Origin of the sequence: Streptomyces sp. NPDC005866 (assembly GCF_040629895.1) — a bacterium.
In the GTDB taxonomy this organism is placed as follows: domain Bacteria; phylum Actinomycetota; class Actinomycetes; order Streptomycetales; family Streptomycetaceae; genus Streptomyces.
The window spans coordinates 94,446-113,455 of the sequence record NZ_JBEXWP010000022.1 but is presented as its reverse complement, the minus strand read 5'-3'; the positions used below and the strand labels follow the sequence as shown (position 1 = coordinate 113,455).

The 19,010-nt window shown below is 69.5% G+C and carries 16 protein-coding genes and 4 tRNA genes; 10 read left to right on the top strand and 10 right to left on the bottom strand.

Annotated elements, in window-relative coordinates:
• Positions 1 to 110 precede the first annotated feature (110 nt).
• Positions 111 to 632 (bottom strand): hypothetical protein, encoded by a 522-nt coding sequence (locus ABZ396_RS28975; protein WP_358917268.1) that lies wholly within the window; start codon positions 630 to 632, stop codon positions 111 to 113.
• Between the two features lie 120 nt (positions 633 to 752).
• Positions 753 to 1,106 carry a metallopeptidase family protein gene (locus tag ABZ396_RS28970; RefSeq protein WP_358917270.1) on the bottom strand — a complete coding sequence of 118 codons (354 nt, stop codon included), beginning with the start codon at positions 1,104 to 1,106 and terminating at the stop codon, positions 753 to 755.
• Positions 1,107 to 1,212: 106 nt separating this feature from the next.
• On the opposite strand from ABZ396_RS28970, the gene ABZ396_RS28965 reads away from it, so the two are divergent.
• The 8 genes from ABZ396_RS28965 to ABZ396_RS28930 all read left to right on the top strand — a co-directional run bounded on the left by ABZ396_RS28965 (position 1,213) and on the right by ABZ396_RS28930 (position 8,128).
• Entirely contained in the window at positions 1,213 to 2,688 is a 1,476-nt protein-coding gene (locus ABZ396_RS28965; RefSeq protein WP_358917272.1) for a metallophosphoesterase, read from the top strand.
• Positions 2,689 to 2,768: 80 nt separating this feature from the next.
• Positions 2,769 to 2,841, top strand: a tRNA-Glu gene (locus ABZ396_RS28960).
• 37 nt (positions 2,842 to 2,878) lie between these two features.
• Positions 2,879 to 2,953 (top strand) — tRNA-Asp (locus ABZ396_RS28955).
• A gap of 24 nt (positions 2,954 to 2,977) precedes the next feature.
• Positions 2,978 to 3,051 (top strand) — tRNA-Phe (locus ABZ396_RS28950).
• A 182-nt stretch (positions 3,052 to 3,233) separates the two neighbouring features.
• A complete protein-coding gene (locus ABZ396_RS28945) occupies positions 3,234 to 3,575 on the top strand; it encodes a hypothetical protein (RefSeq protein ID WP_358917274.1) in 342 nt (113 codons plus the stop codon).
• Between the two features lie 74 nt (positions 3,576 to 3,649).
• A complete protein-coding gene (gene hrpA, locus ABZ396_RS28940; protein ID WP_358917275.1) occupies positions 3,650 to 7,618 on the top strand; it encodes an ATP-dependent RNA helicase HrpA in 3,969 nt (1,322 codons plus the stop codon).
• Positions 7,619 to 7,711: 93 nt separating this feature from the next.
• Positions 7,712 to 7,786, top strand: a tRNA-Asp gene (locus tag ABZ396_RS28935).
• A 150-nt stretch (positions 7,787 to 7,936) separates the two neighbouring features.
• Positions 7,937 to 8,128: a DUF6274 family protein gene (locus ABZ396_RS28930; RefSeq protein WP_358917277.1), complete on the top strand. Its 192-nt coding sequence runs from the start codon at positions 7,937 to 7,939 to the stop codon at positions 8,126 to 8,128.
• Positions 8,129 to 8,618: 490 nt separating this feature from the next.
• Here ABZ396_RS28930 and bldC read toward each other — a convergent pair whose 3' ends face one another.
• Positions 8,619 to 8,825 (bottom strand): developmental transcriptional regulator BldC, encoded by a 207-nt coding sequence (gene bldC, locus ABZ396_RS28925; protein ID WP_003949541.1) that lies wholly within the window; start codon positions 8,823 to 8,825, stop codon positions 8,619 to 8,621.
• Positions 8,826 to 9,499: 674 nt separating this feature from the next.
• Complete coding sequence (locus ABZ396_RS28920; RefSeq protein WP_358917279.1) at positions 9,500 to 10,342, bottom strand: hypothetical protein; 843 nt, start codon at positions 10,340 to 10,342, stop codon at positions 9,500 to 9,502.
• Positions 10,343 to 10,609: 267 nt separating this feature from the next.
• Here ABZ396_RS28920 and ABZ396_RS28915 point away from each other — a divergent pair, with 267 nt between their 5' ends.
• Positions 10,610 to 11,701 carry a Glu/Leu/Phe/Val dehydrogenase dimerization domain-containing protein gene (locus ABZ396_RS28915; protein WP_358917281.1) on the top strand — a complete coding sequence of 364 codons (1,092 nt, stop codon included), beginning with the start codon at positions 10,610 to 10,612 and terminating at the stop codon, positions 11,699 to 11,701.
• 300 nt (positions 11,702 to 12,001) lie between these two features.
• Positions 12,002 to 12,262 (top strand): DUF3073 domain-containing protein, encoded by a 261-nt coding sequence (locus ABZ396_RS28910; protein WP_358917283.1) that lies wholly within the window; start codon positions 12,002 to 12,004, stop codon positions 12,260 to 12,262.
• A gap of 86 nt (positions 12,263 to 12,348) precedes the next feature.
• On the opposite strand, the gene purM is transcribed toward ABZ396_RS28910, so the two are convergent.
• The 6 genes from purM to ABZ396_RS28880 form a co-directional block, all read right to left on the bottom strand.
• Positions 12,349 to 13,419, bottom strand: a complete 1,071-nt coding sequence (gene purM / locus ABZ396_RS28905) for a phosphoribosylformylglycinamidine cyclo-ligase (protein ID WP_358917285.1) — start codon at positions 13,417 to 13,419, stop codon at positions 12,349 to 12,351.
• A gap of 34 nt (positions 13,420 to 13,453) precedes the next feature.
• Positions 13,454 to 14,983, bottom strand: coding sequence for an amidophosphoribosyltransferase (gene purF / locus ABZ396_RS28900; RefSeq protein WP_358917287.1), 1,530 nt, complete (start codon positions 14,981 to 14,983; stop codon positions 13,454 to 13,456).
• Between the two features lie 222 nt (positions 14,984 to 15,205).
• Positions 15,206 to 15,628: an META domain-containing protein gene (locus ABZ396_RS28895; protein WP_358917289.1), complete on the bottom strand. Its 423-nt coding sequence runs from the start codon at positions 15,626 to 15,628 to the stop codon at positions 15,206 to 15,208.
• Positions 15,629 to 15,706: 78 nt separating this feature from the next.
• Positions 15,707 to 16,504: a sterol carrier family protein gene (locus ABZ396_RS28890; RefSeq protein WP_358917291.1), complete on the bottom strand. Its 798-nt coding sequence runs from the start codon at positions 16,502 to 16,504 to the stop codon at positions 15,707 to 15,709.
• Between the two features lie 14 nt (positions 16,505 to 16,518).
• Complete coding sequence (locus ABZ396_RS28885; protein WP_358917293.1) at positions 16,519 to 18,534, bottom strand: esterase-like activity of phytase family protein; 2,016 nt, start codon at positions 18,532 to 18,534, stop codon at positions 16,519 to 16,521.
• A complete protein-coding gene (locus ABZ396_RS28880; protein WP_358917295.1) occupies positions 18,531 to 18,908 on the bottom strand; it encodes a hypothetical protein in 378 nt (125 codons plus the stop codon). Before ABZ396_RS28880 ends, ABZ396_RS28885 begins: the two co-directional genes overlap by 4 nt.
• Positions 18,909 to 19,010 lie beyond the last annotated feature (102 nt).

The following is a 19,010-nucleotide window of genomic DNA, read 5'->3' as shown; positions in this document are numbered from 1 at the left end:
CAGCAGACCGATCACGCCACCGCCAGGCCGAACCTTCTCTTCGCCGCAACGGCGCCCAGCCCCCCGCGGCGCATCCTGGCGATGCCGGCCACCGCCACGCCCGCAGCCCCCTACGCCGGCGTCCCCGCCGCCGGTGCCGGTTCGCGTTCCACCAACTGCGTGCCCGTGCCCTCGTGCGCCGACGAGGACGGCTCGGCGGACGGCGGGTCCGTGACCGGTGGCGGCGGCGGCGAAGCCGGAGGGGGCGTGGGGGAGGCCGCCGGCGGAGTGGGCGGCGCCGGCGGCCCCGTCGGCCCGGCAGGCGCCCCCGGCGCCACGCTCTTCCCCGGCTGCACCGGCGCCGCCGGCACCCCGCTCGCGCCCTTCGTCGGCTTGGCGGCCTCCGACGCGGACTCCCCCGGCTTCGGTTTCCCCCCGTGCCCGCGCTTCCCGTCGGCCACCGCACCGCCGTACCCCGCGCCGCCCTCGCCGGACGCCCCGGAGCCCCCGTCGGCCCCGTCACCGTCCCGGTGCCCTGCGGAGTGCGACGGCTTGGCCTTTCCCGCGTCATCCCCGACGTTCACACAGCCGGCGGCGGCCGCGACAGCCATCACCGTGACGGCCAGACGGACGGGTACGTACAAGGAGCGCACGGCGGCCACCTCCGGGGGCGAAGAAAGGAGTCAACCTCCCCAACTCCCGCCGCCCACAAGAAGACACGCAACCGAGGCGTCACCCGCGCCATGGGGCCCACACCAGACCCGCGGTCACCGTCAGCCGTACCCCAGCGCATGCAGCCGCGCGTCGTCGATGCCGAAGTGATGGGCGATCTCGTGGACCACGGTCACCTCGGTCTCCGCGACGACGTCCTCGCGCGAGTCGCACATCCGCAGCGTCGGCCCGCGGTAGATGGTGATGCGGTCCGGCAGCACGCCCGCGTACCACTCCCCGCGGTCGGTCAGCGGAGTCCCCTCGTACAGCCCGAGCAGGTCGGGGTCGGAAGGATCGTCGGGCTCGTCCTCGACGAACACCGCCACGTTGTCCATCAGCCGGGTCAGCTCCGGCGGGATCCGGTCGAGCGCCTCGGCGACCAGTTCCTCGAACTCCTCGCGCGTCATCTCCAGCACAGGCCCATTGTCCGGTACGGAACGCCCGTACGAGAGTCGCGATGCCCCGGACAAACGGGACGCGCACCGTCGCATACGAGACCGCAACCCTGGGCATACGGCACCAATGGCCCGCGTCCGAGCCCGAGCCCATGCCCGTCTCCCCCACCTGGAACTCGCCCCCCATGCGCACGAACCACCTGTCTGGATCCGCGTCCTCGGCCTGATGACCGTCGTTCTCGTCGGCGCCTGGCTGGGTCTGCTGGTCGTCGGGAACGTCCGCGCCCAGGTCGGCCCGATGGACACGACGATGACCCTGCGGCCGTCCCTCCACGGCGGTACGAAGATCAACGTCTCCCCACTGGGCGCCCTCTACCTGGACACCCACAGCGCGCCGGTCCGCCTGGACGTCAACGTCGACCAGCTCGACCCGGTCCGCTCCCAGGCGCTCGTCGACCACCCGGAACGCCTCTCCGGCCTCCAGGACGAGGTCGCCAAGGACGTCGAGCACGGCACCCTGGACGTGGCCGTCCGCTCCTGCGTGGCCGTCGTCTGCGGCGCCACCGCCCTCGGCCTCGCCGTCTACCGCCGCCCGCGCCGCGCCCTGACCGCAGGCGGCCTCGCCCTCGCCCTGCTCGCCACGTCCGGCGTGACCGCGTACGCCACCTGGAACCCCAAGTCGGTCCTGGAGCCGAGGTTCTCCGGCCTGCTCTCCTCCGCCCCCGCCCTGGTCGGCAACGCGCGCAGCATCGTCACCGAATTCGATGTCTACCAGCAGGAGTTGGCACGCCTGGTGACCAATGTGACGAAGCTGTACGACGTCACGTCCACGCTCCCCGCCTACGCGCCGGACCCGACCACCCTGCGCGTCCTGCACGTCTCCGACATCCACCTCAACCCGGCGAGCTGGAAGATCATCGCCTCGCTGGTGGAGCAGTACAAGGTGAACGTGATCGTCGACTCCGGCGACACCATGGACCACGGCATTGCGGCCGAGAACGGGTTCCTGGACCCGATCGCCGACCTGGGCGTGCCGTACGTCTGGGTCCGGGGCAACCACGACTCCGACGTCACCCAGCGCTATCTGTCCCGTATGAAGAACCTGCACGTCCTGGACGACGGCCGCGCCGAGACGATCGCGGGGCTGCGCTTCGCCGGGATCGGCGATCCCCAGTTCACGCCCGACCGCTCGGCCCTGCCGGGCGGGGACGCGGCCGAGGAACAGGCCGGGGACCGTCTGGCCACGGCTCTGCGGCAGCAGCGGGCAGCCGGCACCCCGGTGGATGTCGCCATCGCCCACGAACCGACGGCCGCCCGGATGACGGACGGCGAGGTGCCCCTGGTCCTGGCGGGCCACCTCCACCACGTGGAGACCGAGCTCCTGCCGCACGGCACCCGCCTTCGGGTGGAGGGTTCCACGGGCGGCAGCGGCCTGCGCGCGGTCGAGGGCAAGTACCCGGACCCCATCGAGGCCTCGATCCTCTACTTCGGCCGTGACAGCCGTCGGCTGCAGGCCTGGGACGAGATCAAACTGGGCGGTCTGGGCGAGACGACGGCCGAGGTCAGCCGCCACCTCCCAGAGACGTCGCCCTCGGGGTCTTAAACGGTTTTGGCGATACTCCCCGCCATCCCATATGCTTCTCACGTCCCCGACGCGCTGAGAAGCGCCCAGGCGGGCCGATAGCCCTCATCGTCTAGCGGCCTAGGACGCCGCCCTTTCAAGGCGGTAGCACGGGTTCGAATCCCGTTGGGGGCACGCAAGATCGTGTGCGACACTGGTGCACACAAAGCTTGGTCCTGTGGAGCAGTTTGGAGTGCTCGCCACCCTGTCAAGGTGGAGGCCGCGGGTTCAAATCCCGTCAGGACCGCTGAGGTTTCACGTGAAACCTCGTGGCTGGGTAGCTCAGTTGGTACGAGCGATCGCCTGAAAAGCGATAGGTCGCCGGTTCGACCCCGGCCCCAGCCACAACACACAGCCCCTCCGGAATTCCGGAGGGGCTGTTCTTGTGCGCACCGGCCCGGTGGACGTCTATACCGACCTACTGGCCGATTACGACGCCTTCCCGGCGGGCTGATCTGAATCTCCTTGGCGCCGGGGCTGCTCGGCGCTAGGTTCTGGCGGCCCGACACGTCATCAGGGTGGGGAAGATGAGCCGCGATCAGGATGTACATCTGGAGAAGGCCCGTGCGAGATACGGCCTGCTCGCCGTCGTCATCAGCAATCTCGCCATCGCCGGGGTCGCGATCTTCGGCGTCTGGCGGCTCGACGGCGACCGGTCGGTGATCATCGGCGTGCTCACCGCCGCCTTCACGGCGGTGAGCAGCATGACCACCGCCTACCTGGGGATCAAGGCCGTGTCCAATACGGCGAAGTCCATGGCCGCCGCTTCGGCCCCAGCCCCAGCCGCAGCTCCGGCGGCGGCCCCGGCCCCCGCCCCCACCCCGCAGACCTCCTCCACCGCCACCCCGCCCGCCCAGCGGAGCCAGTAGGCCAACCCCGGCCGAACCGCCGGAGGCAAAAGCGTTCGCCACGAATTTCCCCGAGGTGAGATCCTGGACCGCGTATGTCTACGCATCCCGCCCCCGCCCTCGGCGCTCTCGCCCCCCGCCTGACCGAGCTCTCGCTGCGCGACGCGCACCGGCTCGGGCGCAGGCTTGAAGGCGCACGCAAGATCCGTAAGCCGGAGGCCCGGGCCGCCGTCCTCGCGGAGATCGAGGCCGAGGTGGCCAGGGCCGAGGAACGAATGGCCGGCCGACGCTCCGTCGTGCCCGCCGTGTCGTACCCCGAGCAGTTGCCCGTCAGTCAGAAGAAAGACGACATCGCCGAGGCGATACGCGATCACCAGGTCGTGATCGTGGCCGGTGAGACCGGGTCCGGGAAGACCACACAGATCCCCAAGATCTGTCTGGAGCTCGGACGGGGTGTCCGGGGAATGATCGGGCACACCCAGCCCCGCCGGATCGCCGCCCGCACCGTCGCCGAGCGGGTCGCCGACGAGCTGCGCACCCCCCTGGGGGAGGCCGTCGGCTGGAAGGTCCGCTTCACCGACCAGGTGAACCCGGACGCCACGTTCGTCAAGCTGATGACGGACGGCATCCTGCTCGCCGAGATCCAGACCGACCGCGAGCTGCGCGCCTACGACACGATCATCATCGACGAGGCCCACGAGCGGTCCCTCAACATCGACTTCCTGCTCGGCTATCTGGCCCAGCTGCTGCCCAAGCGGCCGGATCTGAAGGTCGTCATCACCTCCGCGACCATCGACCCCCAGCGGTTCTCCCGGCACTTCGGCGACGCCCCGATCGTCGAGGTCAGCGGGCGGACGTATCCGGTGGAGGTGCGCTACCGGCCGCTCCTCGAAGAGGACTCGGACGACTCCGACCGCGACCAGATCACCGCCATCTGCGACGCCGTGGAGGAGCTCCAGGCCGAGGGGCCGGGGGACGTCCTCGTCTTCCTCTCCGGTGAGCGGGAGATCCGGGACACGGCGGACGCGCTGGAGAAGAAGAAGTACCGGTCCACAGAAGTGCTGCCGCTGTACGCCCGGCTCTCGCACGCCGAGCAGCATCGCGTCTTCCAGCCGCACAGCGGTCGCAGGATCGTCCTGGCGACCAACGTCGCCGAGACCTCGCTCACCGTTCCCGGGATCAAGTACGTCATCGACCCCGGCTTCGCCCGGATCAGCCGCTACAGCCATCGCACCAAGGTGCAGCGACTGCCCATCGAGCCGATCAGCCAGGCCAGCGCCAATCAGCGCAAGGGCCGCTGCGGCCGCACGAGCGACGGTGTCTGCATCCGGCTGTACGACGAGGAGGACTTCCTCGCCCGTCCGGAGTTCACCGACGCCGAGATCCTCCGGACCAACCTCGCCTCCGTCATCCTGCAGATGACCGCGGCCGGCCTCGGCGACATCGAGAAGTTCCCCTTCATCGATCCGCCGGACCACCGCAACATCCGCGACGGTGTGCAGCTGCTCCACGAGCTGGGCGCGATCGACCCGGCCGAGAAGGACGCCCGCAAACGGCTCACCGACACCGGCCGCAAGCTCGCCCAGCTGCCCGTCGACCCTCGCCTCGCGCGGATGGTCCTGGAGGCCGACAAGAACGGCTGCGTCCGCGAGGTCATGGTCATCGCCGCCGCGCTCTCCATCCAGGACCCGCGCGAGCGCCCGGCCGACAAGCAGACCCAGGCCGACCAGCAGCACGCCCGCTTCCGGGACGAGACCAGCGACTTCCTGGCGTTCCTCAACCTGTGGACGTACATCAGGGAGCAGCAGAAGGAGCGCGGCTCCAGCTCCTTCCGGCGCATGTGCAAGCAGGAGTTCCTGAACTTCCTGCGCATCCGGGAGTGGCAGGACATCTACACCCAGCTGCGCACGGTCGCCAAGCAGATGGGCATCCACCTCAACGAGGAGGACGCCCCCGGCGACCGCGTGCATGTCTCGCTCCTCGCCGGCCTGCTCTCGCACATCGGCATGAAGGACGTGCAGAACGCCGGGGGGGACGGCGGGAAGAACACAGCGAAGAACGAGTATCTCGGCGCCCGCAACGCCAAGTTCGCCATCTTCCCCGGCTCGGCGCTGTTCAAGAAGACGCCCCGCTTCGTCATGTCCGCCGAACTCGTCGAGACCTCCCGCCTCTGGGCCCGGGTCAACGCGAAGATCGAGCCGGAGTGGGTGGAACCCCTCGCCGAACACCTCCTCAAGCGGACGTACAGCGAACCGCACTGGGAGAAGGACCAGGCGGCCGTCATGGCGTACGAGAAGGTCACGCTGTACGGCGTGCCGATCGTCGCCCAGCGGAAGGTCAACTACGGCCGGATCGACCCGCACACCAGCCGCGAGCTTTTCATTCGCAACGCACTGGTCGAGGGCGACTGGCGGACCCACCACAAGTTCTTCGCCGACAACCGCAGACTCCTCAGCGAGGTCGAGGAGCTGGAGCACCGGGCCCGGCGCCGGGACATCGTCGTCGACGACGACACGCTCTTCGACTTCTACGACCAGCGGGTGCCCGAAGACGTCGTCTCCGGCGCCCACTTCGACTCCTGGTGGAAGCGGAAGCGGCAGGAGCAGCCGGAGTTCCTCGACTTCGAGCGCGAGATGCTCATCCGGGAGTCGGCAGAGGCGGTCACCAAGGCCGACTATCCGGACTCCTGGCGGCAGGGGCAGCTGAAGTTCCGGGTGACGTACCAGTTCGAGCCGGGAGCGGACGCCGACGGTGTGACCGTCCACGTCCCGCTCCAGGTCCTCAACCAGGTCAAGGACGAGGGCTTCGACTGGCAGATCCCGGGCCTCAGGGAAGAGGTGGTCACGGAGCTGATCCGGTCCCTCCCCAAGCCCATCCGCCGCAACTACGTGCCCGCACCGAACTTCGCCAAGCGCTTCCTGGACTCGGCGGTCCCTCTGCAGGAGCCCCTGACCACGACCATGGCCCGCGAGCTCAAGCGCATGGTCGGTGTGCCCTTCGAGGCCGAGGACTTCGACTGGGCGAAGGTGCCGGACCACCTGAAGATCACCTTCCGGATCGTCGACGAGCGGCGCCGGAAGCTGGCCGAGGACAAGGACCTGGAGTCGCTGAAGCTCCGGCTCAAGCCGAAGGCGCGTCAAGCCATCTCGCAGGCCGCCGCGGCCACCGCGGAGCGCGAGGGCGGCGAATCCCTGGAGCGCGAGGGCCTCACGGACTGGACGATCGGCGCGCTCACGCGCGTCTTCGAGACCCGCCGGGCGGGCCAGCCGGTCAAGGCTTACCCGGCCCTGGTCGACGACGGCGACACGGTCTCGGTCCGCCTCTTCGACACCGAGGAGGAGCAGGCCGAGGCGATGTGGAAGGGCACACGGAGGCTCATCCTCCGCAACATCCCCGTCAATCCCGCGAAGTTCGCCTCGGAGAAGCTCACCAACGCCCAGAAGCTGGCCCTGTCCGCCAACCCGCACGGCTCCATCCAGGCCCTGTTCGACGACTGTGCGATGGCGGCGGCGGACAGGCTGATCGGCGACTTCGGGGGCCCTGCGTGGGACGAGGAGTCGTACCGGAAGCTGTACGACAAGGTGCGCGCCGAGATCGTCGACACCACGGTCCGTACGGTCGCGCAGGTGCAGCAGGTGCTTGCCGCCTGGCAGGCCTGTGAGCGCCGTCTGAAGGCCGTACGGAGCCCCGCGCTGCTGGCAAACCTGACGGACGTCCGCAAGCAGCTGGACGCCCTGGTGAAGCCCGGTTTCGTTACCTGGGCCGGTATACGTCGCCTGCCCGACCTGATGCGGTATCTGGTGGCCGCCGACCGGCGGCTGCAGCAGATGCCGACGAACGTCCAGCGGGACACCACCCGCATGGAGAAGGTCCACGAGATGCAGGACGAGTACGCCTGGCTCCTGGAGCAGCTCCCCCAGGGCCGGCCGGTTCCGCAGCAGGTCCTGGACATCCGCTGGATGCTGGAGGAGCTGCGGGTGAGCTACTTCGCGCACGCGCTGGGCACGGCGTATCCGATCTCCGACAAGCGGATCGTGAAGGCGATCGACACCGCGGCTCCGTAACAGACCGGGCACGCTAAGTGAGTTCGACCGGGACCCTCACCCTCCTGTACAGTCCTTCTCGCAGCACAGCGCAGACAAAGTGCCGCAAAACCTGGTCCTGTGGAGCAGTTTGGAGTGCTCGCCACCCTGTCAAGGTGGAGGCCGCGGGTTCAAATCCCGTCAGGACCGCACAGTGAAGAGGCCCGCATCCCGGCAAGGGAAGCGGGCCTTTTCCGTCGCTTCTCCCGGGCAGCGGGGGTGAGCTCTTGACGGCGTCACATTCCCTCGCTACCCAGAAGACAGGGCTCGCTTCCCTCGGCCCCCTTCTGGAGGTGGCGTATGGCGGCTTCGGTGCGGCATGAGACGCGAGCCCTGTTGCGGGCCCATCTGGCGGCCGCCTCGTCGTACCGGCACCGGACCCGTCACTGCCCGGTCTGCCATCAGCTGCTGCGGCTGGCCATGGACTCCGCCCCGCACCCCGCGGAGGCCCCCGAGGACGCCGCAGAGGACGAGGGTCCCGTCGCCGTGTGACAACGCCGGCTCAACAGCCGTTCCCCAGGGGGGCGGTGGAGCGTACGGCTCCATTAGCGCACGTGGGGCAGTACAAACAACCCGTGCGGTATGTGACGGGAGTCACCGCATAAGTTCCTGATACGGCGGTACTTACACCCTGCCTACCCCAAGTCAATTTAATATGTGCAATTGCACCACCTCAACACCCCTCCCCCGCCCTCCCGCCGGGCGCGTCCACAGCGGATCCGACAGCCTTCCTCAGACTCCGACAAGGCTGCTCACAGACCCGTCGGTCATGGTCGACCAAGCCTCATGGACGCACAAAAAAGATCGCGCTGGACCCGGCGGAGTCCAGCGCGATCTACGACGCACCCTGTGTCGCTGCCTGAGAAGTTTCTGTCGGCCTGGGCGTGGGCCCTGTTGGGGCAGGTCCCGCGTCGCTCGGAGCTAGGGTTTCGGGCGCCTCGGCCAGTTGGGGGACCGGTCGGTTTGCCCGCTATTCAGTTGGTCAGGCCTCGCTGCGCTGCTGCGGGATACCCGCGAGCAGAGCGCGGACCTCAGCCTCGCGGTAACGGCGGTGTCCGCCGAGCGTGCGAATCGACGTGAGCTTGCCGGCCTTCGCCCACCGCGTCACCGTCTTGGGGTCGACACGAAACATGGTGGCGACCTCAGCCGGGGTCAGCAGCGGCTCGGCATCAGGGGTGCGAGCGGTCATGAGCGGCCTCCTCGGGAGAACCGAACCTTCTCGGTTCTTTCCTCTAAATTCTGCACCTTGACCCGCGTTGCCCGAAATGGCGGACGCGAGTCGAGTCGGTTATAGGACGAACGGCTTGTCCTCGGCACTACAACTACACCATCTGTCCAGCCGCGTCGGCCAAACCGATGGAATTGCCCTCCCAGGTAGTCATCAGCCGCGGAAGCCGATGGACCATGCCATAGCGGACAGTCACGCCACTGTGACGATCAGTCACATGACGATCAGGAGTCACCAGACCCCCCAAAGCGCGTGCAATGCTGAGATTCCGCCCACAGTGCACCACAGTCGGACGGAAGGAACCCTCCCCGGACTCCTTGTCCTATTTTGGCACGAGGAGTGGTAAGAGGCGCAAGAGCCGTGTAAGTGCGGTCCGTCACCCTTGACGCAAAAGCCCGGATCAGGACCAACGTCCCGTGCGTTCACTGAAGTGCCGTCAACGTACGTTGTTTCGCGCCATCTGGGCCGTGATGTACATCACTCATCACTCACACGTCACCCAGGTGTCATCCGGCTGTCACACCATCACACAACCCGACACTCAGTACGGAGCAGTCGGCACCGGCACTCAGACCAGGCACAGACTGGTTCAGACCAGGCTCAGACCGATACGCGGACGGTTCGCAGACCGGTGCTCAGTTCGCCGAGCGCCGGTTCCGCACCGCCCGCCACCGCTCCACCAGCCGCCCGTACGCCTCCCCGGCCGTGGCCCCGTCACCCAGCCGCAGCGCCTCGATACCCGCCGCCACGTCGGCCGCGGAATGGTCGCCCTCCAGGTCGCCGGCCGGAAGGGCGTGCACCAGGCCGCCGTAGTCCAGCTCGACCAGCGCGCGGGGGTGGAACTCCTCCAGCCAGCGGCCCACGTCCACCAGGCCGTCGATCAGCGGCCCTTCGTCGATGGCGTCCTTGAGCGTGCGCAGCGCCCGGGCCACCCGGCGCCGGGCCTGCACCATCGGTGTGCGGTAGCGCAGCATCGGCGGGATCTCGCCGGTGCCCTTGTCGTACCGGCGCTCCTCGTCGGAGACCAGCACGAACCAGTTGAGCGGTACCTGCCAGGTCGCCGTACGGATCCAGGGCCGGGAGTCGGGGTTGCGGACCAGCCAGCGCTCGTAGTCCACCGTGGCCTGCCGGCGAACGACCGGGGGCAGCATCGCGTCCAGGACCGTGCTCGGCAGCTCGTCGGGCAGCTCCTGCAGGGCCTGCCAGCCACGCAGCCGGGTCCGCCACGGGCACACGCACACGACACCCTCGACCTCGAGGACGAAGGCGTCACTGCTCTCCTGCACCGGCACCGGGATCGGCGGGGTGGGCAGCAAGTCGGCCAGCGCACGGCGGAGTTCGTCCTGGTAGGAGGGCCGGTCCGGGCGCCGGGCGTAGCGCGTCCAGTAACCGCGCTCGGGCTCCGGGAAGGCGGCCAGCGGTTCGTACACACGCAGGTACGTCGCGTAGGGGACGACCACCGAGGACACCTTGGGCACGCCTGCTCCCTCCCCATCGGACCGGGCTCGAAACCAGCTGAACCCACTGCGGAGCAGCCGCGAAACCACAGCAAATCGTCCCACGCTCATACGTGCGCACACGGCGCGGGAGAGTGATCCTGAACACGGCGCGGATAGTGGGTGGGCAATAGCTCTACGCTCATGCCACGGCCCCCGCCACCCTCCCCCGCCGGCCAAAAGCCGAGGGGGAATCCCACGGAGGCCCCCCGCTTCCACTCGCCGCGAACACAACCGGGAGTCACCACAGTGGCCGACGTTTCCACCGGCGTCCTGCACACCCTGTTCCACTCGGACCAGGGCGGTCACGAGCAGGTCGTGCTCTGCCAGGACCGCAAGAGCGGCCTCAGGGCCGTCATCGCCATCCACTCCACCGCGCTGGGCCCCGCCCTCGGCGGCACGCGCTTCTACCCGTACGCGAACGAGGAGGCGGCCGTCGCCGATGCCCTCAACCTCGCGCGCGGGATGTCGTACAAGAACGCCATGGCCGGTCTGGACCACGGCGGCGGCAAGGCCGTGATCATCGGGGACCCCGAGCGCGACAAGACCGAGGAGCTGCTGCTCGCCTACGGTCGGTTCGTGGCCTCGCTCGGCGGCCGGTACGTCACCGCCTGCGACGTCGGCACCTATGTCGCCGACATGGACGTCGTCGCACGTGAGTGCCGCTGGACCACCGGCCGCTCCCCGGAGCACGGCGGCGCCGGCGACTCCTCCGTGCTCACCGCGTACGGCGTCTACCAGGGCATGCGGGCCAGCGCCCAGCACCTGTGGGGCGACCCGTCGCTCCGCGGCCGTACCGTCGGCATCGCGGGCGTCGGCAAGGTCGGTCACCACCTGGTGGAGCACCTGCTGGAGGAGGGCGCCCGGGTGGTGATCACGGATGTGCGCCGGGAGGCCGTCGGCCGGATCTCCGACCGGCACCCGCAGGTCAAGGTGGCCGCCGACACCGGCGCGCTGATCCGCGTCGAGGGCCTCGACATCTACGCCCCGTGCGCGCTCGGCGGGGCGCTCAGCGACGCGTCCGTGCCGGTGCTGACCGCCAAGGTGGTGTGCGGCGCAGCCAACAACCAGCTCGCCCACCCCGGTGTCGAGAAGGACCTCGCCGACCGCGGGATCCTCTATGCGCCGGATTACGTGGTGAACGCCGGCGGGGTCATCCAGGTCGCCGACGAACTGCACGGGTTCGACTTCGACCGGTGCAAGGCCAAGGCGGCTAAGATCTTCGACACCACGCTGGCCATCTTCGCACGTGCGAAGGATGACGGAATTCCGCCTGCCGCGGCGGCCGACCGGATCGCCGAACAGCGGATGCACGAAGCATCAACGGCGGGTGGACGCTGACCGGACGCCGGGTATCCGCACGGATTTCCGGTACCCGTCGGCGGGCAGTTGGAGAGAACTCTCACGTTCGTCGGCGGGTCGCTCGCCAGGAAGTGGTTAAAATCGTCGTTGACCAGCGAGGACGGGGCACCTCGCGGGTCGTGCAGCCAGGCGCGTGGTGCGGGCGACGTACCGTATGGGCGCGGGCTCAGGTACCGTGGAAGCCCTACGGACCGGTCTCTCCGAGGAGAGTCCGTTCCGGATCATGAACGCGTGTCAGACTCTGGGGCCGTCGAGCCCCGTCACCGAGGGGGTCGAGCCATGGGGCGCGGCCGGGCCAAGGCCAAGCAGACGAAGGTCGCCCGCCAGCTGAAGTACAACAGCGGTGGGACTGACCTGTCACGTCTGGCCAGCGAGCTGGGCGCTTCGACTTCGAGCCAGCCGCCGAATGGCGAGCCGTTCGAGGACGACGACGAGGACGACGACCCGTACGCCCAGTACGCGGATCTCTACAACGACGATGATGACGAGGACGAGGACGACCAGTCCGGTCCGCAGTCTCGACATCGTCGCGGTGCGTAATGCCCACGGCTGCTTAGCCGTTCACTGACCCGGTCCGGGGTGGCAACGCCGGACCGGGTTTTGTGCTGGCCTTGCGGCCGATCGGCCTAGGCGTAGTCGCCGGCCAGCTCCGCGCCGGTGGTGTGCTCGCCGCGCTCGGTGATCTCGCCGGCCACCCATGCCTCGACCCCGCGGTCGGCCAGTGTGGCCAGCGCCACGTCCACCGATTCCTGCGGGACCATCGCGATCATGCCGACGCCCATGTTGAGCGTCTTCTCCAGTTCGAGCCGCTCGACGTGGCCGGTACGGCCGACCAGGTCGAAGATCGGGCCCGGCGTCCAGGTGGAGCGGTCGACGGTCGCGTGCAGGTGGTCCGGGATCACCCGGGCCAGGTTCGCGGCGAGTCCACCGCCGGTCACATGGCTGAAGGCGTGCACCTCGGCGGTGCGGATCAGGGCCAGGCAGTCCAGCGAGTAGATCTTGGTCGGCTCCAGGAGTTCCTCGCCGAGGGTGCGGCCGAGGTCCTCGATGTGTGCGTCGAGCGCGAGGCCCGCATGGTTCAGCAGAACATGCCGGACCAGTGAGTACCCGTTCGAGTGAAGCCCGGAGGACGCCATGGCGATCACCGCGTCACCCGTACGGATACGATCCGCGCCGAGCAGCCGGTCGGCCTCCACCACGCCCGTACCGGCGCCGGCCACATCGAAGTCGTCCGCGCCCAGCAGCCCCGGGTGCTCGGCGGTCTCGCCGCCCACCAGGGCGCAGCCGGCCAGCACGCAGCCCTCGGCGATGCCCTTGACGATCGCGGCGACCCGCTCGGGGTGGACCTTGCCGACACAGATGTAGTCGGTCATGAACAGCGGCTCGGCACCGCACACCACGATGTCGTCCATGACCATGGCGACCAGGTCATGGCCGATGGTGTCGTACACACCCAGCCGGCGGGCGATGTCGACCTTGGTGCCCACGCCGTCCGTCGCGGAGGCGAGCAGCGGGCGCTCGTAGTGCTTGAGGGCGGAGGCGTCGAAGAGGCCGGCGAAGCCGCCGAGGCCGCCCAGCACCTCGGGGCGCCGGGTCTTCTTCACCCACTCCTTCATCAGCTCGACGGCGTGGTCGCCCGCCTCGATGTCGACTCCGGCAGCCGCGTAGGAAGCACCGGTGGAACGGCTCTCAGACATTGCCTGGGATCTTTCGGGTTGGTTGCTACGGGGCTTACGGGCGACGGATCGCGTCGGCCGCGGCCGTGGCTGCCGGACCGGCGGCCAGTTCGGTCTCCAGGAGCTGCTTGCCGAGCAGCTCGGGGTCCGGGAGCTCCATCGGGTACTCGCCGTCGAAGCAGGCACGGCAGAGGTTCGGCTTGGCGATGGTGGTCGCCTCGATCATGCCGTCGATGGAGATGTACGCCAGGGAGTCGGCGCCGAGCGAGGTGCCGATCTCGTCGATCGTCATGCCGTTGGCGATCAGCTCGGCGCGGGTGGCGAAGTCGATGCCGAAGAAGCAGGGCCACTTCACGGGCGGCGAGGAGATCCGGATGTGGACCTCGGCCGCGCCCGCCTCGCGCAGCATGCGCACCAGGGCCCGCTGGGTGTTGCCGCGCACGATCGAGTCGTCGACGACGACCAGGCGCTTGCCCTTGATGACTTCCTTCAGCGGGTTCAGCTTCAGGCGGATGCCGAGCTGCCGGATGGTCTGCGAGGGCTGGATGAACGTCCGGCCGACGTAGGCGTTCTTGACCAGACCGTTGCCGAAGGGGATGCCGGAGGCCTCCGCGTAGCCGATGGCGGCCGGGGTGCCGGACTCCGGGGTCGCTATCACCATGTCGGCGTCGACCGGGGCTTCCTTGGCGAGCTTCCGGCCCATCTCCACGCGGGAGAGGTACACGTTCCGGCCGGCGATGTCGGTGTCGGGGCGGGCCAGGTACACATACTCGAAGACACAGCCCTTGGGCTTCGCATCCGCGAATCGCGAGGAGCGCAGACCGTTCTCGTCGACGGCGACGAACTCGCCCGGCTCGATCTCGCGGACGTAGCTCGCGCCGCAGATGTCGAGGGCGGCGGACTCGGAGGCGATGACCCAGCCGCGCTCCAGGCGGCCGAGGACCAGCGGGCGGATGCCCTGCGGGTCGCGGGCGGCGTAGAGGGTGTGCTCGTCCATGAAGACGAGGGAGAAGGCGCCCCGGACCTTCGGCAGGACCGCGTGCGCGGCCTCCTCGATGGTCAGCGGCTTGCCGTCGGCGTCGACCTGGGCCGCGAGGAGCGCGGTCAGCAGGTCGGTGTCGTTGGTGGCGGCGACCCGGGTGGAGCGGCCGTGGTTGTCCTTCGGGAGGTCGGCGACCATCTCGGCGAGCTGCGCCGTGTTGACGAGGTTGCCGTTGTGGCCGAGCGCGATCGAACCGTGCGCGGTGGCGCGGAACGTCGGCTGGGCGTTCTCCCACACGGAGGCACCGGTGGTCGAGTAGCGGGCGTGACCGACCGCGATATGACCCTGGAGCGAGCCCAGGGAGGTCTCGTCGAAGACCTGGGAGACCAGCCCCATGTCCTTGAAGACGAGGATCTGGGAGCCGTTGCTGACCGCGATACCCGCGGATTCCTGGCCCCGATGCTGGAGGGCGTACAGCCCGAAGTACGTGAGCTTGGCGACCTCTTCACCGGGAGCCCAGACACCGAAGACGCCGCAAGCGTCCTGGGGGCCCTTCTCACCGGGGAGCAGATCGTGATTGAGGAGACCGTCACCACGTGGCACGCCACCGAGTGTAGGCGAGATCGACCACTGGTCCGAATTGGGGTTACCCGGCCGTAATGGATCTACGGCCGGGGCCGCGGTTGTGGCTTTCTCCATTTCCGCTGGTCAGCGCGGTGGGAGGATTCTCCAGCCGAGGTTCGTTGGTGCGAACCGGTGCCGGCGCAAGCCCCCCGCACCCCATCTCCGAGTGAGGTGTCGCACATCATGTGGGGGCTCCGGAGGTCACTTCCTGGACAGCTGGACCCGGTCGCCGCCCGCGGTGGTGAGGGTGAGCTTCTTACCTTCGGCCTGGGTGGTGAGCGGCCCCGCGGTGAGGGTGCCGGCCAGGGCGCGCTCGAAGGTCATGCGGGCGTTGTCGCAGGCCATGCGGGTGGTGCGGGCGTTGCTCAGCCGGATCCGGTCGCCCGTGACCTTCGCTGTGGCACTGAACTGGTTGCACCCGTAGCTGCCGGCGGCCTTGCCGTCCTCGATCTTCACATGGGCATGTGCCGGGGCGCGCCGCGTGGTGCCGCCGACGGTCACGCTGTCGACGTTCCACTCGATCCCGGTCACCGGCTGCTGAGGTGCCACCGAACCACTCCCGGTGCCCGCCCGCTCACCGCCGCAGGCCACCGCGAGCGGGACCAGCACGGCGGCCGCTGTCATGGTCAGGGTCATACGCTGTGTGCGCTGCTTGTACCCGTACATGTCCGTTCGACGGAACACACAGGATGATCGGTTCCCTCAGCGCATGAGGGGCAGCTGGGCCCCGATGTCGGCCCGCTCCCCGCTGGCGCTGACCTTGGCGTCCGCCACGGCCTCCTTCCACTCCAGCCGTCCGGTGGCCAGCCGGATCCAGGTGAGCGGATCGGTCTCGACGACGTTCGGCGGGGTGCCCCGGGTGTGCCGGGGGCCTTCGACGCACTGCACCACGGCGTACGGCGGCACGCGCACCTCGGTGGAGCCGCCGGGCGCCTTGACCGCGAGCGCGTCGGCGAGCAGCCGGGTGCAGGCGGCCAGGGCCTGCCGGTCGAACGGCACCTCCAGCCCCGCGACGGCCGCGTTGAGGTCGTCGGTGTGGATGACCAGTTCGACGGTCCGGGTGACCAGGTAGTCGTCGAGGGACATCGCACCGGCGCTGGTGGCGAGCAGCCGGGTGCCGGGGTGTGCGGCAAGGAGGGCGTGGAGGCTGTCGTCGACGTCGGCGAGGTAGGCGTCGAGGTCGGGGTGGCCGGCGGCGAGCCGACGGGTGAAGTCGGAGATCGCCGAGGAGTTGCCTGCGGTCCCGAAGGGCCAGGCGAGCAGGGCCGCGTCCGCCGTGGCCGGCTCGGGCTGGTCCAGGGCCCGGTGGACGGCGGTGACCGCCATGCCGATGTGGGCGACGAGGTCGCGTACGGTCCACTCGCCGAGCCGGGTGGGGAGCGCGAGCTGCTCGGGGGCGAGCGTACGGACGGCGTCGCGCACATTCGTGAGCTGGGCGGCAACCGCCGTACGGATCTTGGCGGGGTCGTACGTCCTGGTGCGCTTCTTGGCCGGGGGCATGGGAGCGAGCCTATTCACGGGCGCAGCTTCACGGCGAGCGAGTACAGGCGGGTGATCTGGGCGGCGCTGTCGTTGTCGTCCGAGACCAGGTACAGAGGGCGCCAGCCCTTGTACTGGCCGGTCTTCCAGGGGGCGCCGAGAGCCATGCCCTCGGCGTTGTCGACGAGCGGGTTCTTCGGGGAGGACGACGGCACGGCGACCTGGCCGGGGCCGCCGACGGGGCAGGTCGCCAGGTCGACGACCAGTTCGTCACCGGCGAAGATCTTCGCCGGCTGGTGCCACAGGGTGGTCACGTGCGTCACGTCCATGGCGTCGGCGACGTCGAGCTGCACGATCCGGATCGCCGTGCCGAGGCCGGCGGTGTACTGGCGTTCCAGCGCCAGGAGGTGCCCGGTGTCGTCGATGGCGCTCAGTTCGGTCAGGTACATGCCGTCGTCGGCCAGGAACGCGTACTGCCGGTCCGCGGTGTAGTTGCCGCCGGGCGTTCCCGTGTAGCGCTGGATGCGGATGATGCCCCGGCCGCGCTGGTCGCCGTCCTCGGCGAGCGGGGCCTCCCAGCCGGCGTAGAGATGGCGGCCGTCCGGCGAGACGGTCAGGGACTCGATGCTGCGCCCGGTCTGCGCGGAGCCCTGGGGCCAGTAGCGCAGCTCCTTCGGGATGGGGAAGTCCTTGCCGATCTGCTTGCCGGTGGCGATGTCGAAGCGGCGGATGGCCGGGCCGGTCTCGGAGGAGATCAGCATCGTCTTGCCGCCCTGCTCGATGACCAGTCCCTCGCCGTCGTACCAGTCGCTGAACAGCCTGGCGTTGGCGTGGCGCAGGGGCATCGCCGTCTTGGGGACGGGGTTCAGCTGGAAGGGGGATCCGAGGTGGAGCGGCCAGACCCGGCCCGGAGAGTTGTCGGCGAGCGCGAGCGCCTCGACGTCCTTGCCCTGCGAGACGAGGGCCAGGGCGGACAGGCCGTAGATCTTTTCGTAGTCGACGTTCACCTTGTTCAGATCGTCGGAGTGGTCGAGCAGCACGGCGCGGGGCGCGTGGGCGTCGGACGGCGAGGGCACCGCGCAGGGGCCGGCCGCGGCCGCCGGGTGGGTGTCGCGCCACCAGTGGCCGAGGGGCGGGATGCCCAGGCCGAGAGCGAGACCGAGCGCGCCGACGGTCACCGACAGAACGGGGGTACGGATGCGCTGCCAGCGCGTGGGCGGGGGCGGCGGGACATGGCGGATCTGTCTGGGCGACACGGCGACGTTGTGGACGAAGCCGAGTCCGCCGACGCCGTTGTGGTCCTCGGCCTGCGGTTCCTGCGCCACCTCGGGCTTGAGGGCACGGATACGTTTCTTGACCTCCTGGAAGAGGTCGCGCAGGCCCAGCATCTCCGGGCCGTCGGCCAGCCCCTCGCGCATCACGTCGACCAGGGCGCCGGTGAACAGGGTGCAGCGCTTGGGGTCGGGAGCGTGGGAGGGCCGGTCCCGCGGGGCGGACGTCATGACGTACGCGCCCTCGACGTCGTGCAGCGTGCGCACGGCCGCCTCGACGTCCTGGCGGTGGCCGTCCGTCATCTCCGTCAGGACATGGCCGCTGAAGCAGCAGTCGAGGATCAGGACCCGGCGCAGCGCGGAGCCCGTGTCGCGGATGGCGCGGCGGACGTCACCGGAGCGGACACAGGTGTCCGGCTGGTCCTCGACCGAGTCGGTCAGGGTGAGCAGCAGCTGGCGCTCATGGCGGTCGATGAGCCCGTGGCCCGCGTAGTAGACGATCAGTGTGTCCTCGGCGAGCTCGGCGGCCTCGCGGATCGGGCGGACCAGCTCGGCCGGTGAGGCCGGGTTGGAGACCGAGCGGATCCGGTTCTGGTCGTCGGGGATGCCCCAGACCTCCGGGTCCGTGAGCGCGGCCCGCAGCTCCGTGAGGTTGTGCTTGACGCTGCGCAGCGGGTCCAGGTGGGCGTAGTCGTCCACGCCGATCAGCACGCAGGCGGAGCGCTCCGGGTCGATCCGGCCGAAACTCTCGACCGTGGGCGTCTGCGTGGTGTCCGTCACCGCTGCTCTCCGTCCGCGCCGTCGGCTCCGGCTCCGCCCGCGCCGTCGGCCTCCGCGAACCTGCGCAGCAACTCCGCCACCTGGTCGGGGTCGTCTCCGGTGATCTCGACGCTGACCCGTCCCCGGGGCCGGTGGCTCCGCCGCCAGGCCAGATACGACAGATGGAGCTGGCCCACGCCGCTCACGGCGGACAGCACCGCGAGAACGGCGTCCAGTCCGGGGCCCATCCGGCCGGCGTCGTCCTCGTCCTCGTCCTCGGTGACCCGGGTGACCCGGACCCCGCCGCGCAGGGCCCGGTCGTCCGTCAACCAGCCGTACAGGGACTGCAGTTCTTCCTCGCGGGCGGCTCCGGCCGCCTCGAACCTGATCTCCATCCGGCTGCTCCCCCGGCTCGCCCACGGATGTTGCCCGACTGTCCAACTACCCCACTGGCATCAGCAGTTGGCAAGTCAATTTTCCCCGGAGAGTAGCGGGGA